This is a genomic window from Achromobacter deleyi (genome assembly GCF_902859705.1).
Taxonomy (GTDB): domain Bacteria; phylum Pseudomonadota; class Gammaproteobacteria; order Burkholderiales; family Burkholderiaceae_B; genus Achromobacter; species Achromobacter deleyi.
The window spans coordinates 101,979-117,325 of the sequence record NZ_CADIJO010000018.1 but is presented as its reverse complement, the minus strand read 5'-3'; the positions used below and the strand labels follow the sequence as shown (position 1 = coordinate 117,325).

General features: G+C 67.0%; 19 protein-coding genes. 8 read left to right on the top strand and 11 right to left on the bottom strand.

Annotated features, from left to right (window positions below; all coding sequences use genetic code 11):
• Nucleotides 1-297 precede the first annotated feature (297 nt).
• From HV798_RS23015 to HV798_RS23000, 4 genes are all read left to right on the top strand, one after another.
• Nucleotides 298-588, top strand: a complete 291-nt coding sequence (locus HV798_RS23015; protein WP_175195144.1) for a hypothetical protein — start codon at nt 298-300, stop codon at nt 586-588.
• Between the two features lie 111 nt (nt 589-699).
• On the top strand, nt 700-999 hold the full coding sequence (locus tag HV798_RS23010; protein WP_175195145.1) for a hypothetical protein: 300 nt from the start codon (nt 700-702) through the stop codon (nt 997-999).
• Nucleotides 1,000-1,365: 366 nt separating this feature from the next.
• Nucleotides 1,366-1,800: a hypothetical protein gene (locus tag HV798_RS23005; protein ID WP_175195136.1), complete on the top strand. Its 435-nt coding sequence runs from the start codon at nt 1,366-1,368 to the stop codon at nt 1,798-1,800.
• Between the two features lie 144 nt (nt 1,801-1,944).
• Nucleotides 1,945-2,451 (top strand): cupin domain-containing protein, encoded by a 507-nt coding sequence (locus tag HV798_RS23000; protein ID WP_175195147.1) that lies wholly within the window; start codon nt 1,945-1,947, stop codon nt 2,449-2,451.
• A 57-nt stretch (nt 2,452-2,508) separates the two neighbouring features.
• Here HV798_RS23000 and HV798_RS22995 read toward each other — a convergent pair whose 3' ends face one another.
• On the bottom strand, nt 2,509-3,915 hold the full coding sequence (locus HV798_RS22995; protein WP_175195149.1) for a CoA transferase: 1,407 nt from the start codon (nt 3,913-3,915) through the stop codon (nt 2,509-2,511).
• Between the two features lie 152 nt (nt 3,916-4,067).
• Here HV798_RS22995 and HV798_RS22990 point away from each other — a divergent pair, with 152 nt between their 5' ends.
• A complete protein-coding gene (locus tag HV798_RS22990) occupies nt 4,068-5,261 on the top strand; it encodes a citrate synthase family protein (protein WP_175195151.1) in 1,194 nt (397 codons plus the stop codon).
• Here HV798_RS22990 and HV798_RS22985 read toward each other — a convergent pair.
• The 7 genes from HV798_RS22985 to HV798_RS22955 form a co-directional block, all read right to left on the bottom strand.
• The gene (locus HV798_RS22985) at nt 5,258-5,743 is read right to left on the bottom strand and encodes a DUF6882 domain-containing protein (RefSeq protein ID WP_175195153.1); all 486 of its coding nucleotides are present in this window, start codon (nt 5,741-5,743) and stop codon (nt 5,258-5,260) included. The two genes, HV798_RS22990 and HV798_RS22985, sit on opposite strands and share 4 nt — an antisense overlap.
• A gap of 145 nt (nt 5,744-5,888) precedes the next feature.
• Nucleotides 5,889-6,659 (bottom strand): aldolase/citrate lyase family protein, encoded by a 771-nt coding sequence (locus HV798_RS22980; RefSeq protein ID WP_175195155.1) that lies wholly within the window; start codon nt 6,657-6,659, stop codon nt 5,889-5,891.
• Between the two features lie 10 nt (nt 6,660-6,669).
• The gene (gene hpaH / locus HV798_RS22975) at nt 6,670-7,452 is read right to left on the bottom strand and encodes a 2-oxo-hept-4-ene-1,7-dioate hydratase (protein ID WP_025138304.1); all 783 of its coding nucleotides are present in this window, start codon (nt 7,450-7,452) and stop codon (nt 6,670-6,672) included.
• 10 nt (nt 7,453-7,462) lie between these two features.
• Nucleotides 7,463-8,326, bottom strand: a complete 864-nt coding sequence (locus tag HV798_RS22970; RefSeq protein ID WP_175195157.1) for a fumarylacetoacetate hydrolase family protein — start codon at nt 8,324-8,326, stop codon at nt 7,463-7,465.
• Complete coding sequence (locus HV798_RS22965; RefSeq protein ID WP_175195159.1) at nt 8,323-9,195, bottom strand: amidohydrolase family protein; 873 nt, start codon at nt 9,193-9,195, stop codon at nt 8,323-8,325. Before HV798_RS22965 ends, HV798_RS22970 begins: the two co-directional genes overlap by 4 nt.
• Nucleotides 9,196-9,219: 24 nt before the next feature.
• Nucleotides 9,220-9,600, bottom strand: a complete 381-nt coding sequence (locus HV798_RS22960) for a RidA family protein (RefSeq protein WP_175195161.1) — start codon at nt 9,598-9,600, stop codon at nt 9,220-9,222.
• Between the two features lie 69 nt (nt 9,601-9,669).
• Nucleotides 9,670-10,632, bottom strand: coding sequence for a Bug family tripartite tricarboxylate transporter substrate binding protein (locus tag HV798_RS22955; protein WP_025138308.1), 963 nt, complete (start codon nt 10,630-10,632; stop codon nt 9,670-9,672).
• A 224-nt stretch (nt 10,633-10,856) separates the two neighbouring features.
• On the opposite strand from HV798_RS22955, the gene HV798_RS22950 reads away from it, so the two are divergent.
• Entirely contained in the window at nt 10,857-11,489 is a 633-nt protein-coding gene (locus tag HV798_RS22950; RefSeq protein ID WP_175195163.1) for a flavin reductase family protein, read from the top strand.
• The gene (locus HV798_RS22945; protein ID WP_281360914.1) at nt 11,486-12,367 is read left to right on the top strand and encodes an IclR family transcriptional regulator; all 882 of its coding nucleotides are present in this window, start codon (nt 11,486-11,488) and stop codon (nt 12,365-12,367) included. Before HV798_RS22950 ends, HV798_RS22945 begins: the two co-directional genes overlap by 4 nt.
• On the opposite strand, the gene HV798_RS22940 is transcribed toward HV798_RS22945, so the two are convergent.
• The 3 genes from HV798_RS22940 to gstA are packed head-to-tail and all read right to left on the bottom strand — an operon-like array spanning nt 12,348 to nt 14,305.
• Entirely contained in the window at nt 12,348-12,854 is a 507-nt protein-coding gene (locus tag HV798_RS22940) for a GNAT family N-acetyltransferase (RefSeq protein ID WP_246289068.1), read from the bottom strand. The genes HV798_RS22945 and HV798_RS22940 overlap by 20 nt on opposite strands.
• An 11-nt stretch (nt 12,855-12,865) precedes the next feature.
• Nucleotides 12,866-13,675 (bottom strand): nucleotidyltransferase domain-containing protein, encoded by an 810-nt coding sequence (locus HV798_RS22935; protein ID WP_175195165.1) that lies wholly within the window; start codon nt 13,673-13,675, stop codon nt 12,866-12,868.
• Nucleotides 13,676-13,687: 12 nt separating this feature from the next.
• A complete protein-coding gene (gstA, locus tag HV798_RS22930) occupies nt 13,688-14,305 on the bottom strand; it encodes a glutathione transferase GstA (protein WP_175195167.1) in 618 nt (205 codons plus the stop codon).
• A gap of 111 nt (nt 14,306-14,416) precedes the next feature.
• On the opposite strand from gstA, the gene HV798_RS22925 reads away from it, so the two are divergent.
• Nucleotides 14,417-15,346: a LysR family transcriptional regulator gene (locus HV798_RS22925; RefSeq protein WP_175195169.1), complete on the top strand. Its 930-nt coding sequence runs from the start codon at nt 14,417-14,419 to the stop codon at nt 15,344-15,346.
• Nucleotide 15,347: the final 1 nt, after the last annotated feature.

The following is a 15,347-nucleotide window of genomic DNA, read 5'->3' as shown; positions in this document are numbered from 1 at the left end:
AGGTGCCTTGACTGGTTCGACCGCTGATCGAAACCTGACCCACCGGAGCGGTATGCTCCCCAACCTGGACTCTACTAAGTAGCTAGTGGCCCTGAGAAAGGGGGCAGGTCATGGGTGCTTATGCGAAATCCCTTCGGTATAGATCGGCCAAGATTAAATTGGCTGTTGCTGTTGATTTGGCCTCTCGGATTTATGAATCGAAAATAAGGTGTCAGACTACTTTTTCGGCCTGAAGATGACTTGGTGAAAACGTAGTCTGACACATTGTTTTTCTTTTTTGGCCAGTGCGGAGTAGGGATGAAACATTGGTTCATTCGAGATGGTTCTATTAGGACGGTATGTCAATTTGTTCTTACGATTTTCGGTGTCGCTTTGATTTTTTTGGACGTAAGGATATGGGATACCGGTTGGATTTACCTAGTTGGCCTTGTTCTGGCGGGCGTCGGCGGGATTTCCGGAAAAGCGACCGCATTAAGAATAAAGCCGTTTGAGGGTGCCCCTTATCCTCCGGGCTGGCTTGAAAAAAGGACAGAAGGCGGCGTCGCAAGAGATGGTGAGACTGAAAAAAAGAATGAAGATAAGGTGTAAATTTAAATTTCGACTTAAAGAGGGCTCTTTTAAAACGTAGTCTGACACTGAGGTTTTTCCACGAATTTCCAGGGAAATCTCAGCGTCAGACTACATTTTTTAGGTTCTGACATGGCAATCAAAAATGTTAGACAAGTCCTGGGGGACGAGTATGATCAACCTCTCAGAGATGCGCTTCTTGCGGCGCTTAAATATAGAGAAGCCACTGCCGTTAGTGCATCGACATGGATTGGTGGTTCTCAGGAATTGGATGAGGCGCGGTTCGAGTTGGATGGGTATTTAATCACAGTAGATGCTGAGACTTACATCGGGATTGCCATCTCTGGTCCTGAATTTTTGGTTGATGATCTAGTGAATGATGTTGTTAGTCGTTTGAGTAGATCCGGGCGCAAAAATAACTTGTCAAAATAAGGTGTCAGGCTACGTTTTCAAAGAGCGCTCTTGAGCGCCGAAAACGTAGCCTGACGCCTTATTTTTGCGGCTGGAGTTGGAGAACAACCAACTCGCCTTGCCGGGGGGGCGGAATGGTTGCGTCCGGAGGTGTGATTGCAGGAGCGGGCGCGGAACAGGGACGAGGAATAGTGCGTCGCGGTTGCCGGATTCGGGTACGGGATACGAATTGAGTCCCACCGAGAAAATTAAAGTGTCAGACTATGTTTTCGACATCGGCGTTCGCCGGATGGGGGCATTGCCTGCATCTCGGGCGTGTGCAATTGCGATATCGTTTGAGCGCATCGCTGGGTGAGACACGCGATGGACATGAGGGAAGATGATCAAATGAAAATCACCGCTGTATTCCCCGGCCTGCCCGACACCGCCGAGGCCAATCTTGCCGACTATGCGAAGTACTTCCTGGCGTACCGTAGAACAGATTGGGAGGCGGATGGGTGTGACGCCCAGTTCACCTGTCGATTCGAGGGCGGCGAGGTGGTGCTTTTCGTCGTGGATTATTTCGGTAAGGGAATCTCTCTGCGCTATGACTGCAACGTGCCCAATGCCAAGGCGGGATCGTGCTGGTACAGCGTGGGGCAAGCCGAAGCAATGCAGGACATCGTGGATGCGGACACCGATCTCTATCTTCCTTTGGGTTCTTGCCTGCCGCCGACGCTGGCCTTTGCCGTGCTGGATGACTTTTTCACGAATCCATTGGAAAAATCCCACAAGGTCGCATGGGTGAATGCCGAGGACCTGGATTGGTCATCCATCGATTAGGCGGGCGCCGTACTTACGCACGACACCTCTGGAGAATAAGATACCGTCCTGCCCGTCGAGCGTTCAGACGTAATCAGGGCAGATCGGTCTGTTGTTGACGGTCCGTTGCCGAGCCAATTCATCCCTTCATTGATCTCACATGCCATGCCAATTTCTGCCGCCGACCTGATTGCGCAGTTTGACCTGCAGCCACACCCCGAAGGGGGCTATTTTCGTGAAACCTATCGTGCGGCCGATTCGATCTTGCGGGCGGCAGATGGGGCATCGCGGTCCGCATCAACGGCGATCTATTACTTGTTGTGTGATGGGGCGTATTCCTCGTGGCACAGGATCGGCTCGGACGAAATCTGGCATTTCTACGCGGGCGATCCGCTCGAGGTGTGGGTGCTCAGCGAGGGCGACGGGTTGACGGTCCACCGGCTGGGTAACCCGCTTACGCATCCGGGCAGTGTGTTCCAGGCCGTCGTGCCAGCGGGATGCTGGTTTGGTGCGCGCTGTGCGGCGCCTGAGCATCTCGCGTTGGTGGGCTGCACGGTCGCGCCGGGTTTCGAGTTTTCTGAATTCGAACTGGCGGACGCGGCGGCGTTGGCCGCGGCGTTTCCAGAGTACGCAGAATCTGTTGCACAGCTCGCGCCGCACCCGAAGGCATGAACGCAAAGCGCGCGCCGTTCATGGCGGCTGCGTCCCACGACTTGCCCACCCCTGCAGTCACCGCCACTGCGGCTGGCTCGACCCCAACGCGCTGGCGGGGTAATCCCACGCTTGCGCGATGTCACCCACCCGCAGCGGTGCGTTGACGCGCCGCACCGGGCCCCACGAGGTTTCTTCGATTGCCGCCGTCAGGTCCTGCGGCGATTCGGGCGCCAAGGCCGGTCCGCCCTGCAATGCGCCCGCATGCGCCACCAGCACCTGCGCGGTCCGTGCCAACGAGGCTCGGGCGCTGCCGCCCACGCCGCTCGCGTAGCGTTCGGTCAGGCCGCGCAGCGCTGCCGTGGCCATCAGGTAGCCGGTGGCGTGGTCGATGGCCTGGCAGGGCAGCGGCACGGGGCGGTCGCTGCCCGCCGCGCGCATGCCGGCATAGGCAATGCCGGTGCTCATCTGCACCAGGCTGTCGTAGCCGCGGCGGCCATGCCAGGGGCCGGTCCAGCCGTAGGCGTCCAGCGACACATCCACCAGCGCGGGGTTGAGGGCGCGGCGGCGGTCGGCGTCCAGGCCCAGGCGCGCCAGGGCGTCGGGGCGGTAGCCGTGGATCATCACGTCGGCCTGACCCAGCAACTGTTCGAGCACGGCGCGGTCGGCGGGGTCTTTCAGGTTGAGCCGCGCGCAGCGCTTGCCCAGTACCACTTCGGGCACGGTGCCGGGTTCTTCCCAGCCGATGGGGTCGATGCGCAGCACGTCGGCGCCAAAGCCCGCCAGAAAGCGCGTGGCGACGGGGCCGGCCAGGATGCGGGTCAGGTCCAGCACGCGGATGCCTTGCAGCGGGCGCTGGCGCGGAATCTGCCAGCCGGGGCGGGCGGCTTGAACGCCGGTCGCGCGGTGCAGCAGCGGTTCGGCGGCCACGCTGCGGCCCTGGGGGTGGGCCGCCCAGGCGTCCAGGCTGCGCATGGCGGCGGCGCAACCGTTGTGTTCGACCACGGCCGCTTCCAGGTCGTCGGCGCGCCAGCGGGCCACGGCCTGGGCGACGGCGGCGCGCTCGGCCGCGACACCCAGCACGGCCAGGGCGGCGTCGCGATGATGGGGGGCGTTGGTGTGCAGCCGTATCCAGCCGTCGGACGCCAGATAGTCGCCCGCCACCGCATCCCAGAGCGGCGGGGACGTCCAGCCGACGGGACGCAGGGTGGTGCCGAACCACAGGGATGCCAGGCGCCGGTCGACCTGCACGGGCGCCAGGTCGCCAGACCCGGCGGCGGCGAATTCCGCCAGCGCCAGGCCGGCGGCGCCGATGGCGGCGGTGGCGAAGTCGGTGACGGCAAAAGCGGACGGCAGCGCGCCGTGGCCGGTCACGCTGACACCGGGCAAGCGGGCGGCGTCGCCGCCGGCGGCGAGCCAGAACTGGCGCAGGTAATCGGCGAAGGCGGGGGGCGGCGAGATCGGATCGTGGTGGGAGGCGGACATGGCGTTTCCTGGTTCATCAAGCAATGTCGACAGCCTATTCTTCTGGTTTTAATTGTCAATATTGATTAAATTAATCAACTTATCGAGCGGGCCGACTGCCGGGTGGCCCCGCCGCTTGTGACTTTGCGACCTTTCTTCCCCCTCTGCGCGCCATGCCCAACTACCTGTCTTCTTCCGAAGCCGCCGCCCGCCTGGGCGTGTCGCGCCAGACGCTGTACGCCTATGTCAGCCGCGGCCTGCTGCATGCCGAAGCGGGCGACAGCCACCGCGAAAGCCGCTATCTGGCCGACGACGTCGAACGGTTGGCCGCGCAGCGCACGCGGGGCCGCAAACCCAAGGAAGTCGCCAAGGCGACGCTGAGCTGGGGGCTGCCGGTGCTGGAATCGGCCATCACGCTGATCGAAGACGGGCAGATGTACTACCGCGGCGTCAACGCGGTGACGCTGGCCGAGTCGGATTCGGTGGAGGCCGTGGCGGCGCATCTGTGGCAGTGCGATGCGCGCACCGCGTTCGGCGGGCCCGCGCTGCCGTGGCCCGACGGGCTGGCCGGCTTGCTCGCGCAGCATCGCGGGCAGCGTGCGGAAAGCTCGCTGCTGCCGCTGTTCACCGCGGCCAGCGACGACGATGCGACCGCGTTGTGGCAAGGCGCCGCGGCGCGCCAGGCGCAGGGGTGCGGCGATCTGGTGCGCATGCTGGCCGCGTGCCTGTTGCAGGCGCCGCCGGATACCTCGCCGATTCACGTGCAGTGCGCCCGCGCCTGGGGCCTGGACGCCGCCGGTGCGGATCTGGTCCGGATGGCGCTGGTGCTCAGCGCAGACCACGAATTGAACGCATCGAGTTTCACGGCGCGTTGCATCGCATCCACCGGCGCCAGCCTGCGCGCAGGCATCGTCGGCGGCCTGGCGGCGCTGACGGGCGGGCGCCATGGCGGCACCACGGCACGCGTGGAAGCGCTATGGGACGAGCGGGACCGCGGCGGCGACGCGGGCGCGACCTTGCGCGAACGCCTGGCGCGCGGCGAAGACCTGCCGGGTTTCGGCCACCATCTCTACCCGGGCGGCGATCCGCGCGCGATCGCCATGCTGGGCCGCATCCTGCCGCAGCGCGCGGCGTGGCAGTCGTTCATCGACCAGGCGTTCGGCTTGGTGGGGCAGCGTCCGTCGCTGGACTTCGCGCTGGTGGCGGTGCGCCGCCACCTGGGGCTGCCGGTGGGCGCGGCATTCGGCCTGTTCGCGCTGGGCCGCTCGATCGGCTGGCTGGCGCATGGGCTGGAGCAGCGCGGCAGCCAGAATGTGATCCGGCCGCGCGCGGCGTATACCGGCGTGCGGCCGGAAAAGCCGGCTTAGGCTTCCGCCTTCGACAACGTGACTTGCCCGAACGTCATCCACACATACGCCGTGTCCGACGCCTGTGCGCGATACGCGCCGCTGGCTTCGCCCAGGCGCATGGCGACGGCGGTGAATTCCCAGGCCTGTTCGTCTTCGCAGGCCACCTGGCGGGTGGTGTAGGCGGGCAGGCCGTGGGCCTGGCCGAAGGCCTGCGCCAGTTGTGCGTGTTCGGCCAGTTCGGCGGGCACGGAAGGGTGGTCCCAGCCCCACAGGAAGGAGCCGTCGGCGCTGTTGGTGGTGCCGACGATCTGCACCGGCGCGCGGGCGATCATGCCGCCGGGCAACTGGAACAGGATCAGGCCGCTGTCCATGTCCACGGACCATTGCTCGGCCTCGTCCAGGTGCCAGGTGCCGCAGTGCGCGGCGGTGGCGGCGCGAAGGCCTTCCAGGCTCTGGGCGATATAGGTGGCGGCGTCAAAGGCTTGGGCGTTGTCGGACATGCGAAGGCTCGGCAAGTGAGAAAACCGATAGCGTACCCGCAAGCGCGGCGGCTTGCCCGTGCCCGGCAGCGCGGTCAGGCGCGCGTTCCAGGGGGCAAGCGCCTGGCCGTGCGGCCCCGCGCGGCCAGGCTCGCGTCTTGCGCTGCTACGCGGCCGCGTTGAACCGCTGCGCCAATTGATCGCACTGCCTGGCCAGCAAGGCCGCGTCGACCCCGACCGCGGTGAACAGGCTGCCCGCGGCCATGTAGCGCCGCGCCAGCGTTTCGTCCACGGTCAGCACCCCGGGCGCCTTGCCCGCCTTACGAATGCGGGCGATGGCGGATTCGACCGCGGCCACCACCTTGGGGTGGCCGGGTTCTCCGGGGTAGCCCAGGCTGGCGGCCAGGTCGGCCGGGCCGATGAAGACGCCGTCCACGCCGTCGACGGCCACCATGGCGTCCAGCTGTTCCAGCGCTTCGCCGGTTTCGGCCTGGATCAGCAGGCACAGTTCGTCTTCGCAGCGCTGCATGTAGTCGGCGACGCGGCCATAGCGGGTGGCGCGCACGGTGCCGCCCACGCCGCGTACGCCGCGCGGCGCATAGCGCATGCCGGCCACGGCGTGTTCGGCTTCGGCGGCGTTCTGCACGTAGGGCAGCAGCAGGGTCTGCGCGCCGATGTCCAGGTAGCGCTTGATCTGCAGGTTGTCGTTCCAGGTCGGGCGTACGACGGGATGGCAGGGGTAGGCGGCCACCGCCTGCAACTGCGCCATCACCGTGGGCAGCAGGGCGGGTGAATGCTCGGTATCCAGCAGCAGCCAGTCAAAGCCCGACCCGGCCACGAGTTCGGCGCTGTTGGGGTTGGCCAGCGTGACCCACAGGCCGGTCTGGTGGCGTTGGTCGCGCAGGGCCCGCTTGAATGTGTTGAGGGGAAGTTGCACGGCCGTTTCCTTACGAGAAATGCACCGAGATGCTGCCCAGCGGACCGTAGTCGGCGTGGATGGTGTCGCCCTTGGCGACCGCGACGGTGCGGGTGAACGAGCCGGCCAGCACGACGTGGCCGGCTTGCAGGCCGGTATCGTGCTGCGCGAGTTTGTTGGCCAGCCAGACGATGCCCATGGCCGGGTGTCCCAGCACGGCGGCGGACACGCCCGACTCTTCGATGACGCCGTTCTTCAAGAGCAGCGCGCCGACCCAGCGCAGGTCCACGTCCAGCGGCCGTACGGGGCGCCCGCCCAGGATGATGCCGGCGCAGGCGGCGTTGTCGGCGATGTTGTCGACGATGCGGCGCGGGTACTTGCTGCGCCCGTCGATCAGTTCCAGCGCCGGCACCACGTAGTCGGTCGCGTCCAGCACGTCGAACAGCGTCACGTCCGGGCCCTTGAGCGGCTTGCCCAGCACGAAGGCAAGCTCGACTTCCACGCGGGGCACGATGAGTGTATCGGTGGCGATGGTGTCGCCATCCTGGAAGAACATGGTGTCCAGCAAATGGCCGTAGTCGGGTTCGTTGATGCCGACGGTGCTTTGCATGGCCTTGGACGTCAGGCCGATCTTGTGGCCGCGCAGCCGCGCGCCGGCCGCCAGCTTGGCGGCGATGATGCGTTGCTGGATGGCGTAGGCGTCGTCGATCTCGATGCCGGGAAAGGCCTGGTCCAGCTGGGTGGTGGGCACGCCGGTGCGTTCGGCCTCGATCAGCAGGTCGGCGGCGCGTTGGCGGGAGGCTTCATTCAACATGGGGCTTACCTCAAGAGCGCGCGGCCGCTTCGTCGGCCACGGGGTTGGAGAGCGTGCCGATGCCCGAGACTTCCACCTCGACCACGTCACCGGGTTTCAGGAAACGGGGCGGCGTGAAGCGCACGCCCGCGCCGATCGGCGTGCCGGTGGAAATGACGTCGCCGGGTTGCAGGGTGGTCCAGGTGGAGATGTAGCGAATCAGTTCATCGAACGGGAACATCAGGTTGGCGGTGGTGTCGTGCTGGCGAATCTCGCCATTGACGCGGGTGGTGACGGTCAGCGGCGCGCGGGGGTCGAACTCGTCGGCGGTGACGAGCCAAGGGCCCATGGACCCGCTGGCGTCCCAGTTCTTGCCTTGGGTGACGTTGAACTTGCCGTGGCGCAGCCAGTCGCGGATGGTGCCTTCGTTCAGGCAGGTCAGGCCGGCCACGTGCGACCAGGCGTCGGCTGCGGCGATGCGGCGGCCAGCCTTGCCGATGACCAGGGCGATTTCGCCTTCGTAGTCCAGCTGTTCGGATTCCGGCGGCCGCAGCAGCGGCTGGCCGTGGCCCACGAACGATTCGGGAAAGCGCGGGAACACGCTGGGGTATTGCGGCGGCGCGCTGCCGTCTTTGTATTCTTCGTTGCGGTTGCCGTAGTTGACGCCCACGCAGATGATCTTGCCGGGCGCGGCAATGGGCGGGCGCAGGGTCAGGGCCGCCAGCGGCAGCGTGGCGTCCAGGCCCGCGGCCAGGTCGGCCAGGCGCGGCAGGGCGCCGGCCGCCAGCACGGCATGCAGGTCGGCATGGCCCTGCTGGCTCAGGTCGACGACCGCGTCGCCGCGCAGCAGGCCGAAGCCGGGGCGGCCCTGGTATTCAAAGGACAGGAGTTTCATGCGTCGAATCCAAAAAGGCGGGCCGGGTTGTCGACCAGGATTTTCTTGAGCGTGGCGGCGTCGCCCGCGTAGCGGTGCAGCTGATCCACCAGGCGGCCCTCGTCGGGCGGCTGCTTGACGGACACGGGGTGGGGCCAGTCGCTGCCCCAGACGACGCGGTCGGGGTTGGCGGCGATCAGCGCATGGGCCAGCGGCACCACGTCGTCCCAGGGCGGGCCGGATCGCGACAGCTTTTCGGTCAGCGACAGCATTACCCAGAAGTTGCCCCGGCCCAGCAACTCGACCAGCTTGCGGCGCGTGGGGTCGTCGGCCCCGGCGGTGGGATCGGCGCGGCCCATGTGGTCGATCAGCACCGGAATGTCCAGCGCTTCGAACTGCGCCGCCTGCGCCATCATGCCGTCGGGTTCGGGCTGGAATTTGGCGTACCAGCCCAGTTCGCGGATGCGGTCGATGGCGCGCTGGAACGTGGCCGGGTCCATGCTGATGCCCAGGCCCTGGCGGGTGAAGCGCGCGCCGCGCACGCCCGCGTCGTGCAGCCGGGCGATGTAGGCGTCGTCGCGTTCGGCCAGCACCAGCGCATTGGCGCAGCCGCGGTAGCCGGGGCCGGCCGTGGCCAGGCCGTCCAGCACCACCTGGTGGTCGGCGCCGTAGGTGGTGGCCTGCACGATGACGCCGCGCTCGATGCCCAGCAGGCGGTGCAGGCGCAGCGCGGTGTCGATGGTGGCGCTGGGCATTTCATAGGCCGCGCCGGGACGCACCGGGTAGCGGTCGACGGGCCCGAACACGTGGAACTGGCTGTCGCAGGCTTTCGGCGGCAAGGTCTTGGCCGGCGCGGTGGGGTGGGGGTGAAAGGGCAGGTATTGCGGCATGTTGGTCCTTGGTGTTGACAGGCCCTAGCCCAGCACCGCGACGAAGTCGCATTCGATGAGCTTGTCGCCGTCCAGGTCCGCCTGCATGGTGTGGCGGGCAGGGCGATCGGCCGGGTCGGGAAAGGCGCGCAGCCACACGGCGTTGAGCGCCGCGCGCTGGCTGCGGTCGCGCATCCAGACGGTCATCTTGGCGATCTGGCCGAGCGACCCGCCGCCCGCTTGAACGATGCGGCGGATGTGGTCGAACATCAGCTCGCACTGGCGCTCCAGCGTGTCGCCGTAGGCGCCCGTGGCCGGGTCCGTGCCCTGGATGCTGCCGGAATACAGCAGGTTGCCGACGCGGCAGGCGGCGGGAATGGGGTTCTTGTGGCTGAAGCCTTCGGCGTAGATGCTTTGTCGTGTCATGGTGTGTGGCCAGGGAAGGGAGTCGGGAGCGGGCAGGGTCGGTCGGCGCCACAAGGCGCCTTGCGCAACCTAGTTGGCGGTGATGCCGGCGCGTTCGATGATGGGCGTCCAGCGCGCGTCTTCCGCGGCCAGGTAGCGGGTGAAATCGGCGGGCGAACTGGCCTGGGCATCGGCGCCCAGTTCCTGGAAGCGCTGGATGATGTCGGGCTGGCGCAGGATCTTGTCCAGCGCCTGGCTAAGCTGCGCCAGCACCTCGGGCGGCGTGCCCTTGGGCGCGAGCAGGCCGGTGAAGGTGGCGGCTTCCATGCCGGGCACGCCGGCTTCGGCAAAGGTGGGCACGTCGGGCAGCGACGGCACGCGCTGCGCCGTGGTCACGGCCAGGCCGCGCGTGCGGCCTTCCTTGATGTACGGCAGCGATACCGAGATCTGGTCGAAGTTGAAGTCCACCTGGCCGCCCAACAGGTCGGTGGTGGCGGGGGCGTTGCCCTTGTATTGCGCCGTGGTCCAGCGCGCGCCGGTCAACGATTGCAGCAGTTCGCTCACCAGGTGGTTGGTGGTGCCGGCGCCCGGCGAGGCCATGTTCAACTTGCCCGGTTCCTGTTTGGCCAGCGCCAGCAGGTCGCCCAGGGTCTTGACCGGCAGGCCGGGCCGCACCTGCAACACCAGCGGCGTGTACGACACCGAGCTGATGGGTTCGAAATCGCGGTCCCACTTGTAGGCCTGGCGCTTGAAGATCAGGGGGCTGAACAGCAAGGGCCCGTTGGCCGCCATGAACAGCGTGTAGCCGTCGGGCGCCGAGCGCGCCACCTGTTCGCCTGCGATCATGCCGCCCGCGCCCGGCTTGTTTTCCACGATGAACGGCTGGCCGAACGCCGCCTGCAGGCCCGGCCCGATCAGGCGCGCGGCCACGTCCACATTGCCGCCGGGCGGGTAGGGCACCACGATCTTCACGGGTTTGTCGGGCCAGGCGTGGGCCAGGGTCGTCACAGCGGTCAGCGCCAGGGCGGCGCAGGCTTTGGCAAGCGGGTGCATGGGTTTGTCTCCTTGGGTTGTTCTGTTGTTTGGACAGACTCTAGAAACTTGCCCGCCGGGCGACAACGCCAAAATTTCGAAAAAGTCCGAATGTTGGACTTATTGCGGGAATCGCGGTTTGTCCGGATTCACCGACCCCCGGAAAACCCGGGAAAATGGGCGCAAAGCTATCGTCGGCCGCGGTATTGGCCGGCTTTTCAGGTTCAATATATGGACGTCTTGTGATGCGTATCGCCGCCCCGGAACTCACCCCCGAACAAACCTACAAGCTCATGAGCGGGATCGTGGTGCCGCGCCCGATCGCCTGGATCACCACGCTGGGGCCGGGCGGCAAGGTGAACCTGGCGCCGTTCAGCTGCTACACCTTCGTGTCCAACACGCCGCCGATGCTGGGCGTGAACATTGGCCGCAAGGCGGGGCTGCGCAAAGACACCGCCCGCAATATGCTTGAGCACGGCCATTTCGTGGTGAACATCGGCAATGCAGATCTGCTCGATGCCATTCACGCCAGCGCCGAAGAGCATCCGCCCGAAGTCAGCGAAGCCGAACTGCTGCAGCTGGACGTGCTGCCGGGCGAGGTCATCGCCACCCCGCGCCTGGCTGCGGCGCCCGTCAGCCTGGAATGCGTGCTGCACAGCGTGACGCCGTTTGGCGACACGGGCGCGGAATTCTTCGTCGGCGAAGTACGGCTGTTTCACATCCGCGATGGGCTGGCGCGCGACGGCAAGATCGACACCACCTTGCTCGACCCCGTCTGCCGCATCGGCGGGCCGAACTACGCACGGCTGGGGCCGCTGATCACCAAGCGCACGCTGCGCCAGACGCCCAAGTCGGTCATGGGCCAGGACACGCCATGAGCGCGCGGGCGGGCGGCATATCGGGCGACGGCAACGCACTGCGCGGCACGGTGGACGATGACGATACGCCGCGCGGCGCGGCGGCGGGCATCGAGGCCGACGACGCGCTGCCCGGCGCGCAGACCGTGCGCCGCGCCATGGCGATCCTGCGGCTGGTAGCCTGCGGGCAAGAGCGGGGCGTGCGGCTGATCGACCTGGTGCGCATGTCCGGACTGAACCGGCCCACCGTACACCGCTTGCTCAAGACGCTGGTGCAGGAAGGCGCCGTCGAGCAGGACGCGGCCACCCGGCGTTACCTGATCGGCAGCGAGATCAGCCTGCTGGGCCTGGCACGCACGCGCCGCTTTCCGCTCTTGACGCTGGCCGATCCGTATCTGGCCGAACTGGCCGACCAGGTGGGCGACACCGTCTTCCTGAGCGTGCGCCACGGCCACGATTCCATCTGCATCGGTCGCAAGACCGGGCATCATCCGATTCAGGTGCTGTCGATCGAAGTGGGCGTGCGCCGGCCGCTGGGGCTGGGCGTGTCGGGCGTGGCGCTGCTGTCGTGCCTGGACGCGTCGGAAAGCGCCTCCATCGTGCAGGCCAACGCCGCACGCCTGGCGGTGGCGGGGGAATCAGTCGACGACATCCTGCGGCGCGTGGACCAGGCGCGCGCCAGCGGCATTGCCCACGCGCCCAACGGGCTGATGCCGGGCACCAGCGCGGTGGCGCTGGCCATTCGGGCAGACGATCGCGAACCGCTGGGCGCGGTGACGGTGACGGCCATGGCCGACCGGCTGGCCGGCGGCCGCCTGGCCCAGGTGGTGGAACGCATGCGCGACCGCGCGCAGGCCATCGCGCGGCGCCATGCCGAGGTCAGCGAACGGCGGCGGTAGGCCTGGGCAGTGCGTACACGCGGGTGTCGCGGCCGTAGTGCGTTTCGTTGGCCTGGTACACGAAGCCCAGCTTGTGCAGCACGCGCTGCGAACCCAGGTTGTCCGGCCAGGTGACGGCGAACAATGCCGTGATGTCCAGCGTGCGCCAGGCATAGTCGCACAGCTGGCGCGCGGCCTGGGTGGCGTAGCCGCGGCCCCAGGCGGCCTGCTGCAGTCGGTAGGCCAGTTGCAGCCGGCCGGTGTCTTCCAGGCGGGTCAGGCTGATCCAGCCGACGGCCGGGCCGTCCGGCGCCACCACGGCCCAGTGGCCGATGTCGTCCACCGGTTGCTGCAGCCAGTCCAGCAATTCCTGGCGGCGCGCGTCGGTAGCGGGTTTCACGCCGGTGCTGTGGCGCATGACCTCGGGGTCGGACTCCAGGGCCAGGATCATCGGCACGTCGTCTTCGCGCAGGCGGCGCAGGGTGACGGGGGCGGCAGGCGGTATCACGGCGCAGTGCGTCAGTACGTCAGCGAGGCGCCGGTGACGACCTCGTACAGGAAGCGGTCCAGCCGTTCGGTCTGGCCATCGGGCCGGTCGAAGAAGGGCGCTTTTTCCAGGGCCTGCAGCGTGGTTTCCAGGTAGGCGTGGATCAACGGAAAGCGCGGGCCTTCCTTGGCCTCGCCGACCTGCATCTTGATGGCCAGCAATTCGTTGATCTCGTCGCGCAGCGCCGCGTCGGTCACCATGGCGTCGGCCAGGTCGGCAAAGCGCATGGGCGGAATGCCGCGGCCGCTGTCGATCCATTGCGCGGCCAGCACCGGGCGCAGCACGTACAGGTATTTCTTCAGCCGCACGGTCTCGCCTTGCAGCGACTCGCGAAAGTTGCGCCCGGCCATGGCCACGTAATGCCAGCGGCCCTTCATCTGCGAAAAATACTCGCTGCGAAAATGCCGCAGCCAATCGCTGGTGGCCTCGTCCTGGCGGTACAGCACGGGTGAATCCAGCCACTCGAACAGCGTGGGGTTGGACCCGCGCAGCAGTTGCAGCGCCTTGCGCAGTTCCCAGCCGGAGACGTCCAGTTCGTCGTCAATCGGCAGCTCGATCACGTCGCGCTGCGGCGACACGCGCAAGTACCAGTCCAGCTTGTGCACGTACAGAAAGCGCACGTCATAGTCGCTGTCGGGCGAGGCAAAGCCCCAGCCGCGGCTGCCGGATTCGCAGGCGAGCAGCACGCGCACGTCGTGGCGCTGTTCGATGTGTTCCAGGGTGGCCATGACGCGTTCGCGGATGGCCGGATCGATGGGGTGGGCGTGCAGGATGGAGGTCATCCGGAAATGCTATCACTGCGGCCCGCGATCTGCTGCTTCTGCCGCCAGCGCCGCCTGCACCGCCGGCCGCGCGTCGATGCGGGCCTGGTACTCGGGCAGGCCGGGCCAGCGTGCCAGATCAATATCGAATTGGGCTGCCCACCGCAGCACCGTGTACAGGTAGGCGTCCGCCACGCCGTAACGGTCGTCCAGCAAGGCCTGCCGGCCGCGCAGCGCGGTGGCCAGGTAATCCAGCCGTTTTTCCAGCCGCGCCTGCCACCACGTGCGAGCATCCTCGGGCAGGGCGCGGTTGAACAGCGGCCCGAAGCCGCCATGGATTTCGGTGGAAATGAAATTCAGCCATTCCTGCAGGCGGCTGCGGGCCCAGCTGCCGGCGGGCGGGGCCAGGCCAGCCTCTGGGTGCTGGTCGGCCAGGTACTGCACGATGGCCGGGCCTTCGGTCAGCACCTGGCCGTCGTCCACTTGCAACGCCGCGACGTAGCCCTTGGGGTTGACGGCCAGGAAGTCGCCGTCGTCGGCGGTGCGCTTGGTCTGGTTGTTCACCCGCACCAGTTCGAAGGGCAGGGCCAGTTCGCGCAGCACGATGTGCGGCGCCAGCGAGCAGGCGTTGGGGGCGTAATACAGCTTCATGCGGGCATCCTGAATCAATCGAGAAAACGGGTTCAAGGCGTCAGCTTGGGGCCGCCACAGAAATCCGTAAAATCAATCTTTCAGAAACCAGACATAAGCTGAACTGATGCCATGATGAACCTGATCCATTGGCGCCTGCTGCTGGCGGTGGCCGACGCCGGCAACATCACGCATGCCGCGCGCCAGGTGGGCATGACGCAGTCCGGCGCCAGCCAGGCCATCGCCCAGCTTGAGCAGCAACTGGGTGCGCCGTTGTTCACGCGCGAACGCCGCCAAAGCGTGCCCACGGCGCTGGGCCTGCGGGTGGCGCAGGAAGCGCGCGCCATGCTGGAATCGCTGGGCCGCATCCAGACGCTGGCGCGCGCGGCCACGGGCACGGCCGGCGGCGTGCTGCGGCTGGCCAGTTTTCCGATGGTGTTCTCGACCATCCTGCCGCCGGTGTTGCGGCGTTTTCGCCAATTGCACCCGGGCATCGAGGTGATTGCGCTGGAAGCCAGCGACAGCGAGGTCGAAGACCTGCTGGCCGCCGGCACGGTGGACGTGGGCGTGGTGCTGAATCCGCCGGCCCGGCGCGGCGCCTGCCCCCTGGGCGCGGACGACTGGGTGGCGGTGCTGCCGGCGGCGCACCCGCTGGCGCTGGGCGCGTCGGTGCCCTTGGCGCAACTGGCGGCGCAGCCCTTTGTGCTGGCCACCGGGGGCTGCACGGCGCATGCGGGCAGCGTGGCCGCCGACGCCGGGCTGGCGCTGGCCGACGTGCGCGCCCGGGTCATGGAATGGTCCAGCGCCTTTGCGCTGGTGCGCGACAACGTCGGCGTGGCGCTGGTGCCCGAACTGACGCTGCCCGAGAACCGCCGGGGCCTGCGTGTGCTGCCGCTGGCGGCGCCCGTGCAGCGGCGCTTCGCGCTGGCCGCGTCGGATCAGGCCAGGGACGCCCCGGCCGTCCAGGCGCTGTTCGACATGTTGCGGCGCGATGACAGCCCTGGCCGCGCCCCGCGGTCGCGGGCCGTGCTCGGTCATCGCGCCGACATGACGCCGCTCTAGC